The 26,218-nt window shown below is 48.0% G+C and carries 22 protein-coding genes; 15 read left to right on the top strand and 7 right to left on the bottom strand.

The annotated features are described in order from the left end of the window. Positions 1 to 75: 75 nt before the first annotated feature. From C4S60_RS11950 to C4S60_RS11885, 14 genes are all read left to right on the top strand, one after another. Positions 76 to 2,292, top strand: a complete 2,217-nt coding sequence (locus C4S60_RS11950) for a YgiQ family radical SAM protein (protein WP_103880580.1) — start codon at positions 76 to 78, stop codon at positions 2,290 to 2,292. A gap of 173 nt (positions 2,293 to 2,465) precedes the next feature. Continuing rightward, positions 2,466 to 2,798 (top strand): STAS domain-containing protein, encoded by a 333-nt coding sequence (locus C4S60_RS11945; RefSeq protein WP_103880579.1) that lies wholly within the window; start codon positions 2,466 to 2,468, stop codon positions 2,796 to 2,798. A 43-nt stretch (positions 2,799 to 2,841) separates the two neighbouring features. Beyond that, positions 2,842 to 3,672, top strand: a complete 831-nt coding sequence (locus C4S60_RS11940; protein WP_103880578.1) for an OmpA family protein — start codon at positions 2,842 to 2,844, stop codon at positions 3,670 to 3,672. Beyond that, positions 3,669 to 5,771, top strand: coding sequence for an SLBB domain-containing protein (locus tag C4S60_RS11935; protein WP_103880577.1), 2,103 nt, complete (start codon positions 3,669 to 3,671; stop codon positions 5,769 to 5,771). Before C4S60_RS11940 ends, C4S60_RS11935 begins: the two co-directional genes overlap by 4 nt. After that, on the top strand, positions 5,771 to 6,487 hold the full coding sequence (locus C4S60_RS11930; protein WP_103880576.1) for a P-loop NTPase family protein: 717 nt from the start codon (positions 5,771 to 5,773) through the stop codon (positions 6,485 to 6,487). The genes C4S60_RS11935 and C4S60_RS11930 overlap by 1 nt, the downstream gene beginning before the upstream one ends. 118 nt (positions 6,488 to 6,605) lie before the next feature. Beyond that, on the top strand, positions 6,606 to 8,084 hold the full coding sequence (locus C4S60_RS11925) for a sigma-54-dependent transcriptional regulator (RefSeq protein ID WP_103880575.1): 1,479 nt from the start codon (positions 6,606 to 6,608) through the stop codon (positions 8,082 to 8,084). Beyond that, positions 8,074 to 9,108 carry a glycosyltransferase family 4 protein gene (locus C4S60_RS11920; protein ID WP_103880574.1) on the top strand — a complete coding sequence of 345 codons (1,035 nt, stop codon included), beginning with the start codon at positions 8,074 to 8,076 and terminating at the stop codon, positions 9,106 to 9,108. The genes C4S60_RS11925 and C4S60_RS11920 overlap by 11 nt, the downstream gene beginning before the upstream one ends. A 205-nt stretch (positions 9,109 to 9,313) precedes the next feature. Then, positions 9,314 to 10,717 carry an O-antigen ligase family protein gene (locus C4S60_RS11915; RefSeq protein ID WP_103880573.1) on the top strand — a complete coding sequence of 468 codons (1,404 nt, stop codon included), beginning with the start codon at positions 9,314 to 9,316 and terminating at the stop codon, positions 10,715 to 10,717. 75 nt (positions 10,718 to 10,792) lie between these two features. Further along, the gene (locus C4S60_RS11910) at positions 10,793 to 11,527 is read left to right on the top strand and encodes an acyltransferase (RefSeq protein WP_103880572.1); all 735 of its coding nucleotides are present in this window, start codon (positions 10,793 to 10,795) and stop codon (positions 11,525 to 11,527) included. Positions 11,528 to 11,557: 30 nt separating this feature from the next. Then, a complete protein-coding gene (locus C4S60_RS11905) occupies positions 11,558 to 12,679 on the top strand; it encodes a glycosyltransferase family protein (RefSeq protein ID WP_103880571.1) in 1,122 nt (373 codons plus the stop codon). Continuing rightward, positions 12,676 to 14,106 carry a GNVR domain-containing protein gene (locus C4S60_RS11900; RefSeq protein ID WP_103880570.1) on the top strand — a complete coding sequence of 477 codons (1,431 nt, stop codon included), beginning with the start codon at positions 12,676 to 12,678 and terminating at the stop codon, positions 14,104 to 14,106. Before C4S60_RS11905 ends, C4S60_RS11900 begins: the two co-directional genes overlap by 4 nt. A 144-nt stretch (positions 14,107 to 14,250) precedes the next feature. Beyond that, the gene (locus C4S60_RS11895; RefSeq protein WP_103880569.1) at positions 14,251 to 15,366 is read left to right on the top strand and encodes a glycosyltransferase; all 1,116 of its coding nucleotides are present in this window, start codon (positions 14,251 to 14,253) and stop codon (positions 15,364 to 15,366) included. 34 nt (positions 15,367 to 15,400) lie between these two features. Then, positions 15,401 to 16,612 (top strand): glycosyltransferase family 2 protein, encoded by a 1,212-nt coding sequence (locus C4S60_RS11890; RefSeq protein WP_103880568.1) that lies wholly within the window; start codon positions 15,401 to 15,403, stop codon positions 16,610 to 16,612. Continuing rightward, complete coding sequence (locus tag C4S60_RS11885; RefSeq protein WP_103880567.1) at positions 16,599 to 17,240, top strand: sugar transferase; 642 nt, start codon at positions 16,599 to 16,601, stop codon at positions 17,238 to 17,240. Before C4S60_RS11890 ends, C4S60_RS11885 begins: the two co-directional genes overlap by 14 nt. Before the next feature lie 19 nt (positions 17,241 to 17,259). Here C4S60_RS11885 and arnF read toward each other — a convergent pair whose 3' ends face one another. From arnF to arnB, 7 genes are all read right to left on the bottom strand, one after another. Next, entirely contained in the window at positions 17,260 to 17,685 is a 426-nt protein-coding gene (gene arnF, locus C4S60_RS11880; protein WP_103880566.1) for a 4-amino-4-deoxy-L-arabinose-phosphoundecaprenol flippase subunit ArnF, read from the bottom strand. Beyond that, the gene (locus C4S60_RS11875; protein ID WP_103880565.1) at positions 17,685 to 18,032 is read right to left on the bottom strand and encodes a DMT family transporter; all 348 of its coding nucleotides are present in this window, start codon (positions 18,030 to 18,032) and stop codon (positions 17,685 to 17,687) included. The genes arnF and C4S60_RS11875 overlap by 1 nt, the downstream gene beginning before the upstream one ends. Next, positions 18,032 to 19,684 (bottom strand): lipid IV(A) 4-amino-4-deoxy-L-arabinosyltransferase, encoded by a 1,653-nt coding sequence (arnT, locus tag C4S60_RS11870; protein WP_103880564.1) that lies wholly within the window; start codon positions 19,682 to 19,684, stop codon positions 18,032 to 18,034. The genes C4S60_RS11875 and arnT overlap by 1 nt, the downstream gene beginning before the upstream one ends. A gap of 69 nt (positions 19,685 to 19,753) precedes the next feature. Beyond that, positions 19,754 to 20,668 (bottom strand): 4-deoxy-4-formamido-L-arabinose-phosphoundecaprenol deformylase, encoded by a 915-nt coding sequence (arnD, locus tag C4S60_RS11865; protein WP_103880563.1) that lies wholly within the window; start codon positions 20,666 to 20,668, stop codon positions 19,754 to 19,756. Continuing rightward, positions 20,668 to 22,647, bottom strand: coding sequence for a bifunctional UDP-4-amino-4-deoxy-L-arabinose formyltransferase/UDP-glucuronic acid oxidase ArnA (arnA, locus tag C4S60_RS11860; protein ID WP_103880562.1), 1,980 nt, complete (start codon positions 22,645 to 22,647; stop codon positions 20,668 to 20,670). Before arnA ends, arnD begins: the two co-directional genes overlap by 1 nt. Positions 22,648 to 22,671: 24 nt before the next feature. Beyond that, complete coding sequence (gene arnC / locus C4S60_RS11855) at positions 22,672 to 23,670, bottom strand: undecaprenyl-phosphate 4-deoxy-4-formamido-L-arabinose transferase (RefSeq protein ID WP_103880561.1); 999 nt, start codon at positions 23,668 to 23,670, stop codon at positions 22,672 to 22,674. Between the two features lie 3 nt (positions 23,671 to 23,673). Next, entirely contained in the window at positions 23,674 to 24,834 is a 1,161-nt protein-coding gene (gene arnB / locus C4S60_RS11850; protein WP_103880560.1) for a UDP-4-amino-4-deoxy-L-arabinose aminotransferase, read from the bottom strand. A gap of 436 nt (positions 24,835 to 25,270) precedes the next feature. On the opposite strand from arnB, the gene C4S60_RS11845 reads away from it, so the two are divergent. Next, positions 25,271 to 26,179: a pyridoxal-phosphate dependent enzyme gene (locus tag C4S60_RS11845; RefSeq protein ID WP_103880559.1), complete on the top strand. Its 909-nt coding sequence runs from the start codon at positions 25,271 to 25,273 to the stop codon at positions 26,177 to 26,179. The last annotated feature ends 39 nt before the right edge of the window (positions 26,180 to 26,218 follow it).

Raw genomic sequence — 26,218 nt, 5'->3', positions numbered from 1 at the left:
CCACACTTTGTTTGGGCTTTGAAGTCCTAGACATTGAAGTATATAATGCCCGCCTCCCAACTTAGAGGTCAAAATATGTACAACAACGTTACCCCCATCCATGAGTACAAAAAATACTGGGCTGAATGCTTCGGTGTTGCTCCGTTTCTGCCCACCAGCAGAAAAGAGATGGATGCCCTGGGATGGGACAGTTGTGATATCGTCATTGTCACTGGTGACGCCTATGTTGATCATCCAAGTTTTGGTATGGCGATTATTGGTCGACTGCTTGAAGCTCAGGGCTTTCGAGTCGGTATCATTGCCCAACCCGACTGGAGCAATAAACAAGACTTTATGGCTCTGGGGCAACCGAATCTGTTTTTCGGTATTACTGCGGGCAACATGGACTCAATGATTAATCGCTATACCGCCGACCGGAAACTTCGTCATGATGATGCGTATACGCCTGATAATGAAGGGGGTAAGCGCCCTGATCGCGCTACATTAGTGTATTCACAACGTTGCCGCGAAGCCTACAAAGAGACACCTATTGTATTAGGTGGCATTGAGGCCAGTTTACGTCGCATTGCTCACTATGATTACTGGTCAGACAAAGTCCGCCGCTCTGTACTCTTTGATGCAAAAGCGGACATTTTGCTCTTCGGCAACGCAGAGCGTGCTCTGGTCGAAGTGGCACATCGTTTAGCCGATGGCCAAAACATCGCTGAGATGGCCGACATCCGCGGTACCGCGGTTAACCTGTCTCAGGCACCTGAGCGCTACACCATTATTGACTCTTCACGCATAGAAAAGCCTGGCAAAGCCTTTGTGCCGCAGAATCCATACCAAGTGGAATCAAACTGTGACACACAAAAGCAAGAGCCAGACGCCAAACCGATTTCGGTTAGACCGAGTCGTCATGATGCCGCTAACACTGCAGTGAGACTGCCGCCTTACGAAAAGCTGAATAACGACCGAATTCTTTATGCACATGCCAGTCGCGTAATGCACTTAGAGACCAACCCTTATTCTGGTCGAGCTCTGATTCAGCGACACGGCGATAGGGAACTGTGGGTGAATCAGGCACCGATCCCACTCAGCACCGAAGAAATGGATTATGTGTTTGGGTTACCCTATGCACGTGTGCCTCATCCAATGTACGGCAAGGCAAAGATTCCTGCTTACGATATGATTAAGACATCGGTCAACATCATGCGTGGTTGTTTTGGGGGCTGTTCATTCTGCTCCATTACCGAACATGAAGGGCGTATCATCCAGAACCGTTCTCAAAAGTCGATTCTGAGCGAACTGGAAGACATTCGCGACAAAGTACCTGGATTTACCGGTACAATTTCTGATTTGGGTGGTCCAACAGCAAACATGTATCGCCTGGGCTGCTCTGATCCCAAAGCTGAAGCTAATTGCCGTCGTCCATCTTGCGTATTCCCGGGGATCTGTAACAAGCTCAACACTGACCACAAGCACACTATCGACCTCTATCGTGCAGCTCGTAAGGTCAAAGGCGTCAAGAAAGTAATGATCGCTTCCGGTGTTCGTTACGATCTGGCAATTGAATCACCAGAATATGTGCGTGAACTGGTCACACACCACGTTGGTGGCTATTTAAAGATCGCTCCGGAGCATACTGAGAAGGGACCTCTCAACCTGATGATGAAACCGGGCATGGGTACCTATGACCGCTTCAAAGAAATGTTTGAGAAATACAGCGCAGAAGCAGGCAAGAAGCAGTATTTGATTCCTTATTTTATTTCCGCTCACCCCGGCACTGAAGACGAAGATATGCTAAATCTGGCCCTGTGGTTGAAAAAGAATAACTTTGAATGTGATCAGGTACAGAACTTCTATCCGTCTCCAATGTGTAATGCCACTTCTATGTATTACTCGGAGACCAACCCACTAAAACGCGTAAAGTACAAAAAACGTGAAGATGTCCCTGTCGCAAAAGGTGAGCGCCAACGACGTTTACATAAAGCATTGCTGCGTTATCACGATCCGGCTAACTGGCCGTTAATACGTGAAGCGCTGACCAACATGGGTAAGCAGTATCTGATTGGTGACAAACCAGGCTGTCTGGTTCCTGCTGAAGATCTGAGTGCGAAAACACCAGCACAGCGCAGAAAGTCCGGACGTCACGGCGCTAACCGCTTTGCAACGAAACACACTAAGGGACAACCGGACATTCGCACCGATGGCCAGAAAAAATCGAAAGGACGGCCGTCGCCAAAAGGTCGCCCAACTAGCAACCCAAAAGGTGGGAAACCTGCAAAAGGGCCAAAACGCCAAAGTCGATAGACTATCCATATCCATAACAACTGAAAAGCGCTTCTCAATTTGAGAAGCGCTTTTTTTATTTTAGGATTTGACCACTCCGCTCATCATAACCTATTGAAATAATTAGTTTAATTCAGTTGGCATAAACTATGCTGCTACTAATATGTTCAAACACCTCTGAAAAGGAAAACAAGATGGAACTACTGAGAGCGGAAGCAAACAATCATACCCTAAAAGTGGAACTGTTCGGTGATTTTGATGCACGAGGCAGTCGTGACGCTCAGTCGCAAATTGATGACATTATTCACAACGATTGGCATCAAGAAATTGAAATCGACCTCCGTCAGGTACGCTTTATGGATTCTTCAGGCATCGGTGCTATTGTTTATCTATATAAGCGTCTGGTTGAACGTGAACGCAGGATGCGCCTCGAGAATGTAACTGGTCAGCCCCTTCAAATCATACAGTTACTTAGAATTAGTCAGGCGATTCCGGTCAACACACATGCGAGCAATGAGTATTTATAACCGATAAAAACACAGATTCGTTGGCAATATAGGTGGTATTTACATGGATGTACATGCGGGTGTTAAACTTTGCCTTACCTGTATTCTGGCTTCACTTCTTCTGGCGTGTACAAGCTATCCAGACGAAGGGACTGGCGGAATTGCGGAGAACTATGCAGGCTCCGAATTCTCGCCAGTCATGCCCGAAGAACCACTTGGCCCTGAGCATGGATTAAGGTTTGATTGGAAACTCGCCAAACTTCACCTCGATTCTCTGGTTCAAGAAGGCGCACAATGGTGCTTTCCTGCTGCAGTTCTTCAGGCCCAGGAGAAACAAAATCGTATTGCACGTGAACTGGAAGGTGGGTTGTGGATCGACGCAGCTAACGATATCGTCATTCAAAGAAAGAAACTCAACGATTTGGAACTTCGTCTGGACTACGTGCTGTCTCAAGCGACCTGTGCTCCTCCGCAAAAAGGACAGGAATTTGACAACATGATGCAAGTGGTCGAGCAAGTGTATCATCTGCTAAATGTAGACAACCAGTTTGCCTACGACTCTGTCGAAGTAAACCCCAAATACATGGGCCATCTCGCTGAAGCGGCTAACATCCTCAAACCTCACCCCAGTATCCGCCTCTCGGTAACAGGACACGCAGATGCGACGGGTAGCAGCGAATACAATGAGCGGATTGCCAAAGGCCGCGCCCAACAGGTGAAACGCTATTTAACGATTTTTGGACTTGAGCCTGCTCGTATTGATACCCACTCTCTCGGTGAGGATCTTCCATTGTACGAAGGTGATAGCCCGGGCGTACGTCTGACAAACCGTCGTGTCAGCATCGATGTCATTGCTGACCAAACCAGCACTCCACAGCAAGGAGTCTCAAGATGAAATTGCTCAGGTCGTTGTCCGTTCTCGCATGTGCGCTACTGTTGCTAACCATTTCAACCGTCTTAAAGGCTGATGACAAACAAGTTCAGGTTGGAGATTTGGTTCAGGTCGATTTACCCGGTGAATCAAGCCTGAATAGAGGGTTTCAAGTCGATAAGCGAGGGCGAATTACGCTTCCTGAGGTAGGCCCCGTTTTCGTAGCTGGCTATGACGAACAACAACTGACCCTTGCAGTAAAAAGCGCTTTGGATAAAGTCTTTCGTGATACATCCAACATACAAGTTTATATCGCTGAGCGGCAAATCCTCATTTCGGTACAGGGCTATGTCATGTCTCCGGGAGAGTACACTCTCCCCTTCAATTCCAATGTTCAAATGGCGCTGCATGCCGCCGGAGGCCTTCGCTCAGGAGCCCAGTTGAACAAAATGCTGCTAAAACGCGGCGCTGATCGTCAAGAATTTGATTACAAGAGATTTCTTGATACGGGCGACGACAAGAATCTGCCCTCATTACAATCTCTGGACACCCTTTTTGTTCCAGCCTCTCCCCTCGTAGGCAATATTGAGCAGGAATTCGATCCGGCTAAACTGGCTGACTCCGGTGACAGCGCGGACTCACGCCAGGCTATCAAAGTTTTCGGCGAGGTCAATGCACCGGGTTCTTTCTCCTATAAACCGAATACCGATCTGGTCGACGTATTGATGCGTGCAGGTGGCGTGACACGCTACGCCAGCGTTGAGCAAATTCGGGTTATCAGCAATAACAGTCCGATACTCTTCAACCTTAAACGCTATCTCGACAGTGGTGACACTTCAATGTTGCCGCAGCTTCAGCCTGGGGCCACCATTTTCGTACCGAAACAAGAAGAGGAAATAAAATCGGGATCCAATACTGTTTATGTGATGGGAGAAGTGGCTCATCCTGGTGCCTACGAAGGTAAGAAGGGGGCGACTTTCATGGATATCCTCGCTAACGCCGGAGGACCAACGCGTTTTGCTGAATCAAGGCAGATTCGAGTCATCAAGGCCGACGGTCGCGTGGTGCCTTTTGATATGACGGCTTATACCGAGGGTTTGGCAAGAGGAAAAGCGCCTGATATCGACCCCGGTGACGCTATCTTCGTTCCGGAAAAAACCGACATTAATGAGAAGTCCTGGCTGAAGGTTTCTCCAGACAGAGCCGTCAATGTGATTGGTGAGGTGGTTCGCCCGGGACGCATTGAATGGTCTGACGAAATGGACTTAATGGATCTGCTTGCCCATGTCGGTGGCCCTAAGGGTCGCGCAGACACATCAAAAATAGAGGTCGCCAACGGCAATAAAATGGTGGTGTTTGACCTGGATGAGTTTGTAAGAAAAGGCGCACCACAATCCGAACTGCCGCATATTTCCGCTGGCGCGGTGGTTAGGGTTCATGATCTACCTCAGGATCCATCGGACAATAAGGCGCAATGGGTTCGTCAAAGCTCAGACGCGTCCATCTACGTTTTTGGTCAGGTCAACGCCCCTGGACGCTATCGATTCACCGATGAAATGCACTTTCTCGACATTCTCTCCGCAGCCGACGGGCCAACGAAAGACGCGGATATTCACAACATTCGCGTGACTCACAGAGACCAACCTTACTCGCGTGTCAGCAAGCTCAATTTATCACTTTATTTTGAGACTGGCGATGAATCGATTCTGCCTGATGTAAAACGAGGGGATACCATTTTCATCCCTGAGAAAAACCGAAACTGGCTGGATACCCCGAAAGAGAAAACCGTCAGGATACTTGGAGCAGTGAAAAGCCCGGGTCGATATGTGTACAACGACAACATGACCATTCTGGATGTCCTTGCAGAAGCAGGTGGCCCGATTGACAGAGCTTATGTCGAGAAGATCACCGTCGTCAATATGTCCTGCTGTCAGGGACAGGCGCGAACCTTCGATCTGGTGGAATTCAGTAAAACTGCTGACATCAGAATGTTACCTGTACTAAGAGCGGGCGATACCATATATATCCCAGATCGCCGCAATAGCTTTGCGGAACAGGCACGACTGGGACTGACCGATATTTTCAGGATCGTGTCGACGATTGCGATAATAGGAGCTTTGTAATGACTATTCCAGCTACCCACGCGGAAATCGAAGAGCTGTATCTCAATGCAGAACTTAAACAGTGTCGCTCTATTAGTGTGACGGCCTGTAATAGCTTTGAGGGTACGTCCACTATTGCACAAGCTCTGACTGAACGTTATTTGCTGGCCGGCCACAGAACGCTTCTGGTCGACCTGAACTTATATCATCCCAGTCTAACGCCATTAGATATCACCCCCGCACAATCAGGAATTACTGAATTGTCCGAACTGAAAGATAATTGGGTGCAAGATCGACAGTCACCAAAGGTGTTTCTCGGTGTCATCGCGCCTAGCGAGCCGAGAACCAGATTGTTGTTTAAAGATCCTAGCAATCTACGGCAACAGGTATCAGTCTGGCTAGAACAATACGATCGCGTGGTCATCGACACCTCACCTATACTCAATGTGAACAAAAACAATATTCCGGCGCAATGCGTAGCTAACGCCTGTGATGGCACCTATCTGGTCGCATTGAGTGGCGTGACTCTTAGCAGCCAGATAGAAGACGCTGTACAAAGCCTGACTGAAGGGACCCACACTCAATTACTTGGAGCGATACTGAATTATCGGGACCAACCCACTCTCGCGAATGAGATTTGTCGTGAAATTGACCGACTCCGCTGGTTACCGTCTAAGGTGACTCAGTGGATGAAGCGCAAAATTCGGCAAAATCGTTTTCTGGCGCTACCCATTTAGCATTTAGCGAAGCAACTTCTTACTATTCAGCGCGTTACGGAAGAATTTATCGGAAATCGCTAAGATTTGTACTATTCTTGTAGATACAGCAGTGCCATAACTCACAAGGATAGCGGACATGACACCAAAAGTGCTCCTCGTAGAGGACTCTTCCTCTCTCGCCGTACTCTATAAACAGTTTTTGAAAGACGAGCCTTATGATTTGCTTCATGCGGCAACAGGCGCTGAAGCTAAACGACTACTAGAGCGCACATTGCCGTCACTCATTATTCTCGACCTGCAACTTCCCGATATGACCGGGGAAGATATATTGGAGTGGATGAGCAGTAAAAATCTACATGTCCCGGTGATCGTCGCAACCGCCCATGGCAGCGTAGATACCGCGGTAACACTGATACAAAAAGGTGCTAAAGACTTTCTCGAAAAACCCATCCGGGCAGACAGACTCAAGACATCCGTCGGTATCCATTTAAAGCAAGCGCATCTTGAGAACATGCTTGACGACATACAGCAGCAAATGGACAGACAACGTTTCCATGATTTTATCGGTGGCAGTATTCCCATGCAGGGGGTCTACAAGATCATTGATGCGGTCGCGGATACCAACGCCAGTGTGTTCATTATTGGCGAAAGTGGAACGGGTAAGGAGGTCTGTGCCAACGCAATCCACCAGGAAAGTGAGCGAAGAGATAAACCGTTCATCGCAATCAACTGTGGGGCCATCCCCAAAGATTTGATGGAGAGTGAGGTCTTTGGCCATGTAAGGGGCGCTTTTACTGGCGCGACAACCGACAGGCAGGGGGCAGCATCACTTGCCAATGGCGGTACCCTGTTTTTAGATGAACTCTGTGAAATGGATTTGGAAATGCAGAAAAAACTGCTGCGTTTTCTGCAAACGAGCACGTTCACGCCGTTAGGTGCCACCAAGGAGCACAGTGTCGATGTTCGAATTATCTGTGCGACAAATCGCGATCCCCTCAAGGAAGTCAAAGAAGGTCGCTTTCGTGAAGATCTCTATTATCGTGTTCATGTTGTCCCGATTCAAATGCCCCCTTTAAGGGAGCGGGGACAGGACATTATCACCTTGGCCGACCACTTTCTTCGCATCTACGCCAAACAGGACAAACGCCGTTTTGAGACCATTTCCAAAGACGCTCAGCGTTATCTTAAACGCTATGACTGGCCAGGAAACGTCCGTCAACTTCAAAATGTGATACGCAACATCGTCGTTCTCAATGACGATAAGTCCCTTGGCGTCAATCACTTACCTCCGGAAATTGTTCAGGTGACATCCAGCAGTATTAAGGCAATTCGTCAATCTTCTCTAACTGATTTGGCTACAGCAAAGACTCAGCAACTCGAGCCCGAGCCACCGTCCTCCATCGTTTCTGAACTGCCAACGTCACAACCTGGCTCTGTGACTGATAATACATCCGTAGAGATCAGGCCAATGTGGCAGGTAGAACGAGAGACGATTCAGCAAGCCATTGATTACTGTGACGGAAATGTTCTCAATGCTGCAGTGTTGCTGGAACTGAGTCCATCCACTGTGTATCGAAAAAAACAAGCGTGGGAGGCCGAAGACAGTGCTTCTTAACGGGCCAATCTGGATCTTGCTGGACAGCAGCGCATTTGGCGGAATCGAATCTCACGTACTAGAACTGGCGAAGGGACTGACATCCCATGACCAACTCGTTACCGTCATGTTTCTTTCCAGCTATAAGCCTGAACCGCCATTAATGGCTCAGCTGCGCGATGCCAATATCAAAATAGAAGTTCTGGACCAGACTTACACCAATTCCTCATTCTGGCTTCGGCTTAAGCAAGCCATCACGGAGGCAAAGGTCCGGCCTGTCGTGATTCATGCACATGGTTACAAAGCCAACATATTACTACGTATCACCCGACTATTAGCGGTCACAGACAAAATTAAGCTAGTGTGCAGCTTTCATGCAGGCGAAACACCCACTGGGCGTGTTCGATGGTACGATGCTTTGGACCGCTTCAGTGCTTTTCTGACCGAGCAGAGGATCTGCGTCAGCCGGAAAATTCAGTCTAAATTGCCCTGTTCGAGCCAACTTATCAATAATTTTGTCCCCGAGGCCTCCCTTGTGGAATCAACAGGTAACAACATCGCCTTTGTCGGCAGGTTAAGCGAGGAAAAAGGCCCGGACGTGTTTGTTTCGATAGCCAATCAGATGCCGGAAACCCCTTTCCACATATTCGGTTCAGGAAAAATGGAGCCAGAACTTACCAAAATAAAATCCAATAATGTGACATTTCATGGACATCAAACTGACATGGCATCAATCTGGCCGGATATTGACATTTTGCTGATCACGTCTCGTTACGAAGGGCTGCCTATGGCGGCGCTCGAGGCGATGTCCCGGGGTATCCCCATTATTAGCTTTGCATTGGGCGAACTGCCGTCATTGATTGATTCCGGTCGAAACGGTTGGATCGTCGACTCCAGACAACAAATGATTGAGTGCCTTCGTCACTGGCGTGCGTTAACCCACTCCGAGAAAATGCACATCAAAATACAGGCCCAACAAACCATCGAGCAGAACTACTCTACTCAGGTCGTGATCCCACAAATGCTCGCGATGTATCAACGTTAGAGTCAAGCCTTACATCACCGCATTCTGATGCCTCTCAATCTGATTCCCATAATGATAAGTCCGTAATCTAAATAAGCCTCCAACTGACCCACCTTGTTTATCTCATTGTATTTTAATAATTTTTATAATGGCACTTTACTTGCTGAGTTGTGTTGGCACCCTAACGCTTTTCATTTACTGAGCGCTCAATGACAAGGATACCGATATGTTCCAGACTCACACTTCATCGCAAGCACCAAAACATGCGTTGCTGAGTGTGTCACTCTGTCTGCTGGTTGGGGGGCTTTGGATCCTCATTCCTCATCCGGTCATCGGTCTCATTATCAGTCTGGCTCCGATTGCCATCTTGGTGGTACTCAGTCAGACCTTCTGGCTTGTGACCCTGTTCATTGTGTTCTCATTTTTCAGAATTCATGAAGTATTCCCGGTACTTTACCCATTGAAAATCCCGTTGATGCTTTCAGCTGGTGCTTTGGGGGCACTACTTTGGCACACACTGATCAGTCAAAAAATGAAACTCTATTGGCACCCATGTTTTGTCTGGCTGTTTATCTTTTGGGGAGTTGTGGTTGTCGGCGTGCTGTTTGCCGCTAACAGAGGCATCGCAATGGCAATGTTCACCGGAACCTACATCAAAATTATGATAATGACGGTTGCTGTCGCCTGGCTCATTACCTCTCCCAGAGAACTGTCCCGGTTTTCTTTTCTTGTTGTGGCCGCAGGTCTCATTGTTGGTTGCGTAGCACTGTATAACTCTGCGAACGGCATCGGGTTGGTAGAAGGCTCACGAGTGACTATTGGACGTAGCTTTGGCTCAATGCTTGGTGACCCTAACGACCTCGCTCTGGTGCTTTTATTTCCTCTGGCGTTCACTGTGGCAACGTCAACGACAAAAGGCATCAATATCCCGTTCCGGCTACTGTCTCTCGCCACATCTGTCGTTCTGTTTATGGCGATACTCGCAACCCAGAGTCGAGGTGGCTTATTAGGCTCTCTGGCCGTTTTTGGGGTTTACGCATGGAGAATCATTCGCTCCAAGACGGTGTTTTTTTCACTTGGTGGCATCGGAGCCATTGCCCTCTACGCCCTCGCGGGGATTTCGCAGCGCGCATCAGGAGGTACTGCCGAGGCCGGGATTGATGAATCAGCAATGGGGCGACTTTATGCCTGGGAGGCCGCCTTTAAGATGGCACTTGATAACCCGTTGCTTGGCGTAGGACTGGACAACTTCTACTACAACTACTTCTTTTATAGCCCTCACTGGGATGGGTTAAATCACGCAGTACACAGTACCTGGTTTGGAGTGCTCGCGGAGACAGGCTTTACCGGACTCGTTCTGTTTATCGTTTTCGTCTATAAACTCATCAAGTGTGCTAGACACACATTAACAGTCATTGACAACTGTGACCGTATTCCCCCCTACCTGACCTCGGTGTCCCTGGCCGTCTACAGTGGTCTCATCGGAACTCTGGTTTCGGGCACATTCTTAACTCAGGGCTTTATCTGGCCCATTTATATCCTTGCAGCGCTCACCATTGCGGTATCACAAATTGCTTCTCAATTTGAGAGACCTCAGAACCAGCACAACCAACAACCTCTAAGCGACTGATTTATAATAGATATAATTCTTGGCTTAGTTCTTGAAAATACTCTGGTACCTCAGCTAAGTACAAGGACTTTGACCATGAGCGCAACCACCTCGTTTGATTTCAAAAACTGGCTACGAAGCCATCCGAACCCCAAGATGAGAAGTTTGTTTGTGACTCTTAAACGAGTCAGAGCCGCAGGGCTTCCCACACCTGGTATCTATAACAAAGGGATGTACTGGTTGGTCACCCTGACTCGCAACATGATCGAAACCCTGTCACGACTCTTTATCTATACCCCAGCCTTTAAAGGACGTCTTGCCAAATGTGGGCACTCGCTTTACCTGTACAGCGGCCTGCCACTCATTACTGGCCCAATGAGAATTGAGTTAGGCAATGATTGTCGAGTCTCGGGACATACGACATTTAGCGCCCGAACCACACCCCATCCGGATCCTTGTGTCACACCGACGCTTAGTGTCGGGAGTAATGTGGATATTGGCTGGCAGGTAACGATTGCCGTATCTGAGCGCGTTGAGATTCATGACAATGTACGAATCGCCGGGCGCTGTCAGTTATTCGGCTACTCCGGACATCCTTTAAATGCTAAGCAGCGGGCTGCGGGCGACCCCGATGAACCCCACCGTTTGGGCAGCATCGTGCTTGAAAAAGACGTTTGGCTTGCAACAGGCGTCACTGTCCAGACTGGTGTGACCATAGGACAAGGCACCATCGTCGCAGCCGGAAGCGTCGTGACTCATGACTTACCGGCCAATGTCATTGCTGCGGGCAGTCCTGCCAAAGTCGTCAGACACATAGACCAAACTCAATAGCACTATTTATGGCCTTATAGGGAAATAACGATGAGAGATTTGATTGTATTTGGCGAAGACTACGGCGCTCTTCCGTCCAGCACCCAACATTTGGTCAAGCGCTTATCGCGTCACCGAAAAGTGCTGTGGGTGAACTCGATAGGCCTGCGTCAGCCACGCTTCAATCAACACGATATGATCAGAGCTGCGAACAAATTGCTTCTCCGAGGCAAAGCCGCACAGCTCAATATGTCGAAAGAACCCATTCCTGACTCCATATGTGTGGTGAATCTCTACACTATCCCTGCGCCAAAAAGTCAGTGGGCTCGAAAGGTCGCTGCGGCACTCATGAGATATCAACTCAAGCCAATGATTCGCAAACTGGCACTGAATAATCCTATTGTCTGGGCGTCTTTACCCACCGCTGCTGACGTGTGCAGCAGTTTGGGCCACCACCCCATTGTTTACTACTGTGGCGACGACTTCGGGGCACTGGCAGGTGTCGATCACAAGACTGTCCTTGAGCATGAAAAACGTCTTGTCGAACAGGCCAATTTAGTGATCACCGCCAGCCACAGCCTGCTTTCCAAATTTCCTGAGGCGAAAACCAACTTGCTAAGCCACGGCGTCGATTGCAACCAATTCGCCACTCCCACAGTAAGAGCAGCTGATCTTCCTGACCGGGGAAGGCCTGTCGCCGGATTTTATGGCAGCCTCTCTAACTGGCTGGACTATGAACTACTGAATGAAACCATTTTGGCCATGCCGCATTGGGACTTCGTTTTTATCGGTCAGTTGGAACTCGAGCGCTTCCCAATTGTTAACGCTGAAAATGTTACCTATCTGGGCCCTCGAGCACACTCGGAACTGGCTAGCTATAGCCAGCACTGGACCGTCAGCCTGCTGCCCTTTGTGCTTAACGAACAAATCAGAGCGTGTAACCCTTTAAAGCTAAAAGAATATCTGGCAGCGAGGAGTCATGTAGTCACTACTGACTTTCCAGCTTTGGCTCCGTACCGTCGTCATGTACATATTGTGCGTGACAAGCATTCCATGGTGACAACGCTTGAGCGCCTTGCACAGAACACCCATAAACTGCCTGAAGGTCTGGTTGATGACGAAAGCTGGGACAAGAGAGCGGACATTCTTGAGCAATATCTGGAGGCGTTATGAGTGAACTCAAGTTACGCTTACTGGTGATATTAACGGCGGCATGGCGTCGTCGCTACGCCATTGTCATACCGATTCTCATAATGCCATTTATCGCTTACGCGATCGGTGCGCTGGCGCCGCTTAAATACAAATCACATACCAGTATGCTGATTCAAGAAACCGCTAAGATGAACCCATTTTTGGAAGATATTGCGGTGTCAACCATGCTGAAAGATCGCCTCGCAGCATTAAAAACCCTGCTCAACAGTCGACACGTATTGCTTTCTGTTGCCAGTGATCTTGATCTAATCAATGAAACCATGACGCCTTCAGAAAAAGACCAGGTCATTGGGCAACTGTCATCTAGCCTCAGCGTCAGCCAGCTTGGAAAAGACTTTATCAAAATAGAGCTCTCCGCTTCCTCACCCAGTGGAATGAAAGAGTTGCTAGAGTCCGTCAGTATTCATTTTGTCGAGGAGTTACTTGCTCCCGAACGCTCCTCTATTCGCGATTCCAGCGAGTTCCTGACTATCCACATCAATAAGCGTAAAAGCGAACTGGAAGTGGCAGAGCAGGCACTCGCGGACTATTACAATCAATACTCCGCTGCCACGCCCGAAATGCAGAACCAAAATCTAAGCCGGCTTGCATCGCTGCGACAAACACTGGCAGAAAAACAAGCGGAACTGTCGGGGGTGGAAAAAAGCCTCGGGTCACTTGACCAACAACTGTCGAAAACCAACCCCATCGTGGGGAAACTGGAAGAGCAGATCATCGAGATAAAAAGCGCCTTGACACTTCTAAAGGCCAAATACACCGATACTCACAGTTCGGTGCAGGCCAAACTGCGTGAACTCAAAAGGCTTGAGCAAGAGCGTACTCTATTACTTCAATCCGAGCAGCCTGAACTTGACAGCGATCAGCTATGGGACATCGCCAGCAACGCCACGGTAAGCAATACCAGTGACTTTCAGCCACTTCTCATCACCCAGCTTCACAGTCTGCAGCTGGTACGGGGACGTTATGAGTCTCTTAAACAAGAAACGGCGAGTTTGAAAGTCATGATTGAAGAACTCGATGCGACCGCCCGCAACTACGGCAGCAATTCGAAACAACTTCTCAAATTGCAACGTGATGTCACTTTAAAACGGCAGTTATACGATGAGCTGGTAGAACGGTATGAAATGGCTCAACTCACAGGCTCATTGGGCATTTTCGAACAAAATAAACGGGTAAAAGTCATCGACTTACCTTATACGCCAAGTTCTCCCACCAACATTCCCCCCACTGTGTTTGCCGTGCTGGGGTTGTTAGCTGGTATTGCGTTGGGGATAGGAACAGCCATTGTATTGGAGCTTTTTGATACAACTATCAGAAGACGCGAGCAACTGGCGCTAACGGCTGGTGTGCCTGTGATCACAGCCATTCCCAAAATTGAACTAGGCTGACAATCAAAATGCGACTGAATTCGACAACCGTGACGACAATTTACATATTTATATGATTTAGAAAGAAAATTGATCATGGCACGCAGAATGCAATCTGACTATCAATCTGGTCGAGTGGACAGTTTCTAAGCCAAGGAGGACATCATGAACCACCCAGCTCACAAACAAGCTTCAACTATCAACAAATGTCAGCGCATTGTGCATGTGGTTCAGCACCTTGCGCCAGGCGGCCTGGAAACTATGGTGCTTGAGTTGTTGAAACAAGCAACCCGAGAAGAGCAGGTCTTCGTTGTCAGTCTGGAGGGTGAATTAGAACACGCGCTCAAACACTGGCCGCAACTCCAGCGTTTTGATTCGCAACTCTTGTTCCTTAACAAAAAACAAGGAGCGCAACTCTCGCTCATTCGACAGGTCTGCGATGTTTTCAGGCAATTACAGCCTCAGGTGGTCCATACTCACCACATAGGACCGCTACTTTATGGTGGCCTTGCTGCCCGACTGTGTCGGGTTCCGGTTCGAATTCATACTGAACACGACATGTGGCACCTCAACGATAACAAACGGCAGAAAGTAGAAGACTTGGCGCTTCGCATCGTAAATCCGATCCTGGTAGCCGATGCCAACAAAGTACAACAACAACTTGCCGAGCTCTATCCCTATACCGCTCCAACGGTAATTAAAAACGGAGTTGACTGCAATCGGTTTGTACCTGGCAGTCAGGCGGCCGCCCGCCGTATTCTTGGGTTACCCCGTGACGTCAAACTTATTGGCACCGCTGGACGCCTAGAGCCCGTGAAAGCGCAAGCGTTTCTGATTAAAGCCATGGCTCGCCTGTCCAAAGATACACACCTTGCCATTGCCGGCATCGGTCAGTTGGAAGCGGAGCTCAAAAAGCTGAGTAAGGCATTAAACATAGATGACCGAGTGCACTTTCTGGGGCTGGTGGCAGATATGCCGTCTTTTTATCAATCCCTTGATGTGTTCTGTTTACCTTCCATTTGTGAAGGGTTTCCTCTCTCGCCTCTAGAAGCGCAGGCTTGCAACATTCCCGTTGTTGTCACTGACGTGGGGGCCGTCAAAGAAACACTATGCCCTCTTTCCGGCATCACTACCAAATCAAATCGCGTTTTTTCGCTGATTTCTGCATTGGAAACAGCACTGAAAACCAAGCACCTATTTTCCCCGAGAGATTTTGTGGTTGAGAACAATGACGTGCGACTTATGAGCAGAGCTTACCGAAATCTTGTTACTCAGGGCTGATGACCGTATGACTCCGTTACCAGAAGGATTAACCATGGAATTTGCATTGATAACCATATTTCTTCTCTGTGCATTTTTAATCGTTTACCATCATGTCGGCTATCCTATTCTGCTAAGATGGTGGGCTGCGAGACACCCCGTGCCTTCCAGTGCCTGCAGAGTACGCAGCTATCAGCCACAGAGATCTGACCGCATTTTGCCCTCTGTCACCATTATTGTCCCTGCCTTCAATGAGGCACGTTGGATCGCCGATAAGATTCTGAACTGTGCTTCTCTGGATTACCCTAGAAGCAAAATGAAAGTCCTCATTGTCAGTGATGGCAGCACTGATACAACTGTGCAAATAGCTGAGGCTGCCATTCAACAAGCAGCCTGTAGCGATACGCATTTCGACATTATTAATAACATCGACAATAAAGGTAAGGTCGCCATACTCAACCAGTATTTGCCTACAATCTCTACCGACATCATCTGCATCTCTGATGTGTCGTCACTGATCTCTGTAGATGCGCTGCTTGTCGCTGCTGAACGATTTGCAGACCCCAAGGTTGGCGTTGTAAACGGTACCTATCAATTGCTCGGGAAGGAAAACAGTGGCGAGCACGCCTATTGGAAGTATCAGAATCAAATTAAACTTCAGGAGTCGACAATAGGCTCTACCATTGGATCTCATGGCGCTCTCTATTTCGTGCGTTCAGGATTGTTTGAACCGCTCCCCGCCAATGTAATTAACGACGACTTTATGATACCAATGCGCATTGTCCGCAAAGGATACGTTGCAGTCTATGCCCCCAACATGAATGCGGTAGAGCTCGAAGCAACGGCACCTAAACAAGATTTTCAGCGAAGACTTCGTATCTCAGCGGGCAATATGCAGCAGACACTGGCGCTCGCTGGCTTATTTTCTCCCCAATACGGAGGCACTGCATTTACCTTTTTCTCTGGAAAAGGGCTCAGAGTGTTGACGCCATATCTCATGCTCAATTGCCTGATTACTTCCGCTCTTCTGGTGAATACCAGTGCATGGTTTGGTTTGGCACTGGGTGCTCAACTGTTTGTCTACGGCATTGCCATACTGGGTGTCATCGTTCCTGGCACGCAAACTTTTAAGATAAATAGACTCATTACTTATCTGGTCGTCGGTCACACGGCGAATCTAATTGGCGGACTGCGCTATCTCTTCGGGTTGGAGCGCGGAAGGTGGGTAAGAATTTCCTATCAGGAGAAACATCATGAAAAAAGTTAGCTATGAAAAGCGCTCGATCCATATCTCGAAACGTATCTTCGATCTGGTGGGCGCTTGTGTCGGCATGCTCATTTTGGGGATCTCATTTATTCCTGTCGCGTTAGCGATCAAACTAACCTCAAAGGGCCCAATCTTTTATAAACAGTTGAGAGTGGGTCGATGGACCCCTGACAAGATGGATTTCATCCACGTGCTCAAGTACCGTACTATGTACATCGATGCCGAAGCGAGAACAGGAGCAACATGGGCCACAGAAAATGACCCGAGAATTACACCAGTAGGCCGATTCTTGCGTAAAACCCGCCTTGATGAGCTACCTCAATTTATCAATGTGTTGAGAGGTGACATGTCATTGATCGGGCCTCGCCCGGAACGCCCTGATTTTTACAGCAAGCTTGAACGTGACATTCCATTTTTCGTAGAACGCACTTACGATGTGCTACCGGGAATCACAGGTCTGGCACAAGTCAATCAGGGTTATGATACCTGCATTGAAGATGTGAGAAGTAAAGTCGGCTACGACCACAGTTATGCCCTATCTCTATCTTCCTACAGGACCTGGTTACTGACTGATCTGCATATTGTTTTCAAGACATTGAAAATAATGGTGGACGGCAGGGGCAGATAAAGCCAACAAAAAATCCAGCCTAAACGCTGGATTTTTTCGCTGTGAAGATCAGCGTCAAACCTAAAAGGATAAAACCAATACCGGAAAACTTAGCCCAGCTAAATGTCTCATCCAGCCAAGGTAACGTGACTGCCAGTACGTACACCAAAACATAGCTAAGGCTTAGCAGTGGGTATGCGACACCTAACGGCAAATGCTTTAACGCCATGACCCAGCAAGCCATCGAAAGCGCATAGCACCCTAGTCCGACACCCACGCAAACCAGCGCTGGCCATGTTAACGACATCGCCGTAATAAACTGGTGTTCGATAAGTAACGATTGCAGCTCCGTCCAGTGGAAGGAAAGCTGCCCCATCCCCCACTTCATGGTCAATTGTGCCGTGGATATCAGCGCCACACTTATCAGAGCAACAGGTAAGCCCGCTTTGAGATCCTTAAGTACCATTAGCTGGCTCCTCCAATAATGCCGACGCCGAGCATGATAAACATGACTCCCAGCCACTGCTTCGGCACAATGACTTCACCAAACGCAAACTTAGAAACCAGCAACATAATCACGAAATTGATGCTAAGCAGAGGATACGCCACCGAAACATCCCACTGACTCAGCACACCAAGCCAGGTGATCGCACTGGTACCCAAAAATACGATCCCCAGTATCATCGGAAAGCTCAGCAGCTTTCCAATTGCCGATAGCTGAGGATTTTCTTCAAAATACATAGCCGCTCGCTTTTGCCAATACTGGCTAAGCGAGCTTGCAACGACTGAAAGTATGAACAGCAGTACTGTCATTACTGGGCGTCTTGTTGATTAAAGATCAGCGCGTGGTAACGACCGCGATCAACGTGATCATCTGGCTTCGGGAAGTCATCTGGCAGAGTTGGCAAGTTCCTGAAATGAAGCAACACAGGTGCGTGCTCTTGCTGTTGCTTGATGAAGTCACCAAGCTGCTTAAAAGGCACGTAGCGATGCTTAGAGTCTTCATATCCCAAGCCATAATCCACTTCACCCATACCTTTAGTGATGTAGACATCTGTGCGCTTCAGGTACCAGTTTATTGCCGACATGGTATCGGGATAGTCGGCAATCAATACCATATTATCGCTGACTTTAGGTGCCAGTTCTTCCATAAAGCGCGCTGGCATTTTAGAGTCAATGGTCGAGTTTGGTACGACAGTCGAGAACAAAGCGAACAACGCAAGAGGCGACAGCATATAAGCGGCAAACTTACTCTCAAATGCTTTCGCTTTTGCAGCGAAGAAAGCACATGCCGCCCAGAAACCCAGAATAAACAGTGCGATCCAAGGACGGTACGATTCCGTTTCATCCAATGGCAATTTGCCCATAAAGAACATCACCATCAGCGTAATGGCTACTGTCGCAAAAAATAAACCATTAATAATCGATCCAATGGTCAGCCCTTTGGCTTTGTTGTTGTAGGCTTTAATGATGCCATGAGTCAGCAGAATCGCGATAGGCGCCATGCACGGTAGAATGTAAGTCGCTAGCTTACCACTTGCATAAGAGAACAATAGGAACGGCATCAGCGCCCACAAAACCGAATAACGGATCAGTGGCTTGCTGAGCTCGCCTTTAAGCTGGATAGTGGCAGATGGCGCCCAAAATATCCAAGGAAGCGTACCTAAAAACAGGAATGGCACATAATACCAAATCGGCGCTGCGTGCTGAGCATCTTCAGCAGAGAAACGATGGATATGCTCTTCCCAGAAGAAGTAATTCCAGTAATCAGGTTCCGCCGCATGAATGGCCAATGACCAGGGTAAGCATGTAACAAACGCGACCAACATTACCCACCAGCCCCAACGAAGGATTTCCAGGAACTGCTTTTGCACAATCATATACGGAACGACCACAATCACAGGTAGGGCAAGCGCCAAAAATCCCTTGGTTAATACCGCACAGCCACAAGAGAAGCCTGCTAGTCCGTAATAAATCCAACGCTGCTTAGTCGTGGTAGCTTCGGTGGCAAAAAAGAATGCCGCGTAACAAGCAGTGAGCCAAAATGCCAGCATGCCGTCCAGAACACTGTAGGTACCAATGGCCGCAACCATGAACATGCTCAGGAATACACCCGCCGTTAACCAGCCTTGACGGCGATCAGCCATACGGCCAACTACAGAGACCAGGATAAGTGCACCACCGAATGTTGCCAGCGCTGAAGCAATTCTTACCGCAAAGTTGGTATCACCGAAAAGGACTTGCGCAATCGCATTGAACCAGTAGCCCATAATCGGCTTTTCAAAATAGCGGAGGTCGTTAAAAGTCGGGACAATCCAGTTGCCCGAAGCGACCATCTCACGAGAAATTTCACCATAGCGAAGTTCGTCAGGTGACCACAATGGACGCAAATCCAGTGGCAAAATGTATAACGCAATAAAGAAAAGCGGTACCCACACCGCCCAGTTAATTCGAGATTGTTGCATTCTTCATCCAATTGAATAAAAGCCCATGAGTTCATGGGCTTATGTGTTTCGAACCGACGATAGGTTTGGCTAAAGCCCCATCTTCTCAACAAATGATGCTTGGTGAGTCAGCCAGCCTTCACGCCCTTCCATCTCGATATTGTTAATCGAATCTTTAGGAAGTGGTGTTTCTGCATCCGGGAGCAGATCAACCATAGGCACGAATTCTATATTCTGTTGCTTAGCTCTGACAATCAAATCTTCAAACATTTCAGCACAAACGATTCCCTCAACTTCTGCGTGAATGGTGTAGACGTTCAAACCATCACGTTTAATTAGATTAAGTATCGCATCGTTATAGTTACTGTTGTCGACGCCATCTTGACCAACCAGCTCATCGTAAGTCGGCAAAGTGACCGGAATTTGCGGAGCCATACCTTCACCAGGAGAGAAAATCGAATCTCCACGACAGTCGCTGTTGTACTTAAATGGAAACGCATCTTTTTCCACCAGTGTCTGCTCGGTACAACGCCAACCTGCAACCGCACTGCACGGTAGGTCGCGGCCCGTAATATCCTTAAGCAGGTTATAGCCTTTGGTGATCTCGCTACGCAGCTCTTCAGCTGACATAGAGTCAGTTTTCATCTGCCATTTATGGTGATCCCAGGCATGAAGACCGATTTCATGACCAGCGGTATCTGTTGCTTCAATGATATGACGCAGCTTTTTACCAATCACAGGTCCTGGCCATATGGTGCCACGAATAAGAATATCGTAGCCATACAAGCTCGCGGCTTTAGAGCGTAGCATCTTCTTCAAAAATGCAGGACGCAAAAGGCGCCATATATGGCGCCCCATGTTATCAGGTCCAACAGTAAAGAAGAATGAAGCCATCACTCCGTGCTTCTCGAAGATCTCGAGTAGCTTAGGTACACCTAATTTGGTACCTCGAAAAGTGTCTACATCGATACGAAGACCGACTTTAGTGACTTCATTCTTATTCATTACTTCTCTTCTACTGCACCTTTAAGGAAGAAATCGAGCGTTTCTTCGATTGTGTCGTTCATGTGAACTTTTGGTTCCCAATCAAGCAGTTTCTTCGCGTTTGCGATGCTTGGTTTACGGTGTTGTACGTCTTGGTAGCCGTCGCCGTAGAACGCTTTACTTTCAACCAGGTTGTAGCCAGCGAATGGAGGGAACTGATCACGAAGTGGGTGGTTGTCAAACTTCTCAACCAGTGTCTCAGCAAGCTCTTTGATGCTCGCTTCGTTTTCTGGTGCACCGATATTGATGATTTGACCGTCACACAGACCTTCTTTGTTTTCAATGATGCGGAATAACGCTTCAATCGCTTCAGAAATGTCAGTGAAACAACGCTTCTGTTCACCACCGTCGATAAGCTTAATCGGCGTACCTTCAACAAGGTTCAGGATCAACTGAGTGATTGCACGGCTAGAACCGATACGTGCTGAGTTCAGGCTATCCAGACGTGGACCCATCCAGTTAAACGGACGGAACAGTGTGAACTTAAGGCCATCTTTTTTACCATAAGCCCAGATAACGCGGTCAAGTAGCTGCTTAGATACTGAGTAGATCCAACGCTGACGGTTGATAGGACCAACGATCAGTGGCGATGTATCTTCGTTGAACTCAGGATCAGTCGACATACCGTACACTTCAGACGTCGATGGGAAGATGATGCGCTTGTTGTATTTCACACAGGCACGAACGATCTTCAGGTTCTCTTCGAAATCTAGCTCGAATACTCGCAGCGGGTTACGCGTGTACTCGATAGGCGTTGCGATAGCCACTAGTGGCAGAATGATGTCACACTTCTTAACGTGGTATTCGATCCACTCATTGTGGATAGTGATATCACCTTCAACGAAGTGGAAATCTGGGTGGCTTAGATGCTCTTCAATTTGGTTCGAGTTCATGTCCATTGCATAAACTTCGTAACCACCATCGTCTAGAAGACGCTTAGTCAGGTGAGTACCGATGAAGCCGTTAGCACCAAGGATAAGAACTTTCTGACGCTTCTTAGCGTTGATAAGTGCACTTGCTTGAGGACCAAAACGCATACCTTCAACAAGGTGAAGCTCAGCCGCTAGCTGCTCGCCACCCAGGTATAGGCCATTTTCTGCTTCGCCAGACTTAACAATCAGTGAACCTTGTGCACACGCAATGGTTAGTGGCTTAGTCGCCACGATAGTACCTGGGGTTACATCGAACGTTTTTTCACTTGCTTCTGCATTCCAGATCGTCAGTTTACGTTCACCTAGGAAAGTGAATGCACCCGGGAACGGTTCTGTAACGGCACGTACTAGGTTGAATACTGTGCGAGAATCGTTTGACCACTTGATCTCACCGTCAGCTGGAGTGCGACGGCCAAAGTAAGTTGCCTTACTCTCGTCTTGTGCTGTCGCTTTAAAAGAACCATCAACGATAGTTGGTAGGACTTTGCTTAGCAAATCGCTTGACGCTACGTTCATGCGCTTATGAAGCGTTTCTGCCGTGTCAGCGTCAGTGATTGCGATCTTCTCTTGACCTACGATGTCACCCGCATCAGCTTTTTGAACCATTTTGTGTAGCGTTACGCCTGTCTCTGTTTCACCGTTAACCAGCGCCCAGTTGATTGGCGCGCGACCACGGTAAGTAGGAAGCAGAGAGCCGTGTAGGTTGAAACCGCCTTTTGGCGCAATATCCAGCACCTCTTGGCTGATCATGTTGCGATAGTAGAATGAGAACAGTGCGTCCGGCTTCATCGCACGGATCTTTTCAACCCATAGAGGGTGGTTCACGTCTTCTGGTGCGTAAACTGGAATACCGTTTTTCGCCGCAAGTTTCGCTACAGACTCGAAAAACACATTCTCGTTGCTGTCATCAACATGGGTGAATACCGCTTCGATTTCTACACCTGCATCAAGCAGGCTACGAATGCCAGTACAACCGATATTGTGGTAGGCAAACACTACTACTTTCATGAAATTTTCCTCTAAATATAAATCTTATTCTTGATTCTTTAATTCGTCGTTTTGACGTGCTTCTCGGGTGGCTGCGCCAACCAGAACATCTTGCACATAGAAACGAGGACGCGCTCTCACATCTGAATAGATGCGGCCAATATACTCACCAAGTAAGCCAAGACCAACAAATTGCGCACCAACAAATACAAATAGAATAGCAAACAATGTGAACAGGCCGTCACCTGCCCACTCTGAACCAAACATAATGCGCATGAGCATCAAGATTGCGCCAAAAGCAATACCTGCGGCTGCAATACCACCACCAACAATACTCAACATGCGCAGTGGCGCTGTGGTCATACTGGTGATTAAGTCAAACATTAGACTAATAAGTTTCATAAAGCTGTATTTTGACTCACCGTCTGCGCGTTCATCGTGATGAACGTCAATCTCAGTGGTGTGACGAGAGAAACCGTTAGCCAGTACCGGAATAAAGGTACTACGTTCATGGCACTCCAGCATGGCGTCGACAACATGGCGACGATAGGCACGAAGCATACAGCCGTAGTCGTTCATTTCAACACCCGTAGAGCGCTTCACCAACTTGTTGATCAGCTTGGATGGATAACGACGCAATGCACTGTCCTGACGGTTCTTACGCACCGTACCTACCGAGTCAAAACCTTCTTCCGCTTTAGCAACTAGGTTAGGGATCTCTTCTGGCGGGTTCTGAAGATCCGCATCCAATGTAATGATCAAATCACCGCGAACCTGATCAAAGCCCGCCATGATAGCGTTATGTTGACCGTAGTTACGATTAAGAATAACTCCAACAACATGGCTACCCTCTTTTGCAGCCGCTTCTTCGATGATCTCTGCACTGCGGTCACGACTGCCATCGTCGACAAGAATGAGCTCATAATCTTTACCAAGGCTATCGCTCGCCTTGGTCGTGCGGTCAATAAGCTCTTGTAAACAGTTTTCTTCGTTATAGACAGGAATAACGATAGAGACAAAGTTGATTGCTTGTTTGTGTTTCATGGCTTACCCAATTATTTCTGAAACGGCGCTGACTACGCGTTCTACATCTTCCTGAGTCATATCAGGGAACAACGGTAGTGAGCAGATTTGGTTACTGTTACGTTCTGTATTACTTAAGTCAGGGTTCATTGTCCCAAACAGTTTGGTGTAATTTTCACGATAGTATTTTTGAGTGTGGCAGGCTTTAAAGTGAATACCTGCACCAATACCTTTTTCTTTTAGCGCTGCGATAAGGTCATCACGATTCAGGCCTGCAACCGCTGGATCGACACGAATGATCAACAAGTGCCAGCAGTGCTTGTGATCGTGCGAAGCTAAACCTAGCGGAGTGATGCCTTTAATCGACTCTAGTTTAGCGCGATAAGAAAGTGCCAGCTCGGTTCGCTTGGCGGTAATCTCATCAATGCGATCCATTTGTCCAAGTGCAAGCACCGCGCAAATATCTGGCATGTTGTACTTAAAGCCCGGCTCTACTACTTCGGCTTGTGGAGCGCGACCTTGTGTTTCGCGGTCAAACGCGTCAACACCCAAACCGTGGAATTTGAGGCGGCGTACTTTACCCGCCAGTTCAGCATCATGAGTAGTAAAAATGCCACCTTCTGCAGTCGTCACGTTCTTAATTGCATGAGTCGAGAACAAGCAAGAACCACGGTGACCAATTGGCTTGCCCTTATATTCGGTGCCGAGCGCGTGCGCAGCATCTTCCACAACCGCTATGCCATATTTTTCACCCAATGCATAAATCGGGTCGAGGTCCAGTGATGCACCCGCATAATGAACCGGTACAATCAGTTTGGTCTTTTCATTGATGAGCGGTTCAATCTTGTCCGCGTCTGCCATCAGGGTATCAGCATCAACATCGACAAAGACAGGCTTGGCGCCTACTAAGGTAATCATGTTAACGGTAGAAACCCAGGTCAGTGAAGGCGTTATAACCTCATCACCCGGACCAATACCCAAAGCCAGCAGTACCAGATGCATCCCGGCAGTCGCACTACTTAACGCTACGGCGTGAGATGCCCCCGTATGCTGTGTAATCTTAGCTTCTAATTCAGCATTCTTAGGACCGGTAGTAATCCAACCTGAACGAAGTACATCGACGACCGCTTGAATATCTTGTTCATCGACGGCAGGTCTGCATAAAGGGAGAAAAGACTGGCTCATTTTTTAAACTCACAGTTGAATCGTGTACACACACGAAAAAGGACACCAAAGTTTACTAGGGCGTTCAAAGAATTAAAAGCGTTGACACGACTTTAGCGCACAAAACATTGACTCTTCGAACATATTTGAAACAAATATAGCTCACATCCATTTATATAACGCCATTTCAACAAAAACCTTTACTTAAAAAGCACGTTTCACCAACCTAACCGGCGATTATCGGCGAAACGAAAACGTTATTCTTATCTACGGCTGTTTTTTTGAAGCAACGTCATTTTTATGTCAATTTGTGCGTCATTTCGCACGACCTCTCCCTGAGGGTCGCCATTTTGCCATACGGGACACTTTGCCAATGTAATCATTTGTATGCTCTGTGTTTGTAACTATCATTTCTTCGGGATAAAATCCCGGCCTACTTCAAATTAGGGCATTGGCCGTGAATCTTAAAAACAGTCCTGTAACTCAGCACCAATTTCAGGGACATCTCTTTTCCCTCAAGAGAGATGATCTGCTTCACGGACACTTTAACGGAAATAAAGCAAGAAAGTTTGCCTCGGTATTAGATGAACCTTTGCCTGGGGTAACCAGGCTTATTGGATGGGGTTCTGCTCAAGCAAATTCTCTGACCTCACTAGCCGCCCTTGCCCGCATCAAAGGACTCAAACTCACTTACTATGTCGCCCACAAACCCCATTGGCTCGATGACCGCCCTATGGGTAACTACCGCACTGCTCTCGAACTGGGCGCAGAAGTGCTCTCAATAGCGGATATAGTGGGGAGCGATGCTCCTCACCCTGAACAGTACATCCAAACAGTTCATGGTTCGGACCCAGCATGCTATATCATTCCCGAGGGAGGTCGCTTTCAGGCAGCACGTGTTGGTATTGAGCAATTGGCAAAAGAGATCCTGTCGTGGTCACGATTTGAAAAAGGAAATAACATCAAGGTCGCACTGCCATCTGGGACGGGAACAACGGCCCTGTACTTATCTCAGGAGCTGAAACCAAAAGGGATAGAGGTTCTGACATGCCCCTGCGTTGGAGGGAAGGATTACCTCCTAAGTCAGTTTCAGGAGTTAGGTGAATATGAAAACTATCCAACCATTCTGGAGTTAGAGGACAAACACCATTTTGGCAAACTCTACCGCGAAGATTACCTGATATGGCTCTCGCTACTGCAACACACCGATATCGAATTTGATCTGTTGTATGACCCCATGATGTGGCGCTGTTTGACGCCATGGCTAGCCACAAACCCAGATACGACGTTGATGTATGTCCATCAGGGTGGGTTATTGGGTAACGAAACCATGCTCTCTCGCTATCACAGAAAATTTGGCGATTAAAAAAGGGAAGCCATGCTTCCCTTTCATTCCAATTTTATG

The sequence above is a fragment of the Vibrio hangzhouensis genome (assembly GCF_900107935.1).
GTDB classification, from domain to species: Bacteria; Pseudomonadota; Gammaproteobacteria; order Enterobacterales; family Vibrionaceae; genus Vibrio; species Vibrio hangzhouensis.
The sequence above is the reverse complement of the archived record's forward strand: the minus strand, read 5'-3'. Positions and strand labels throughout refer to the sequence as shown.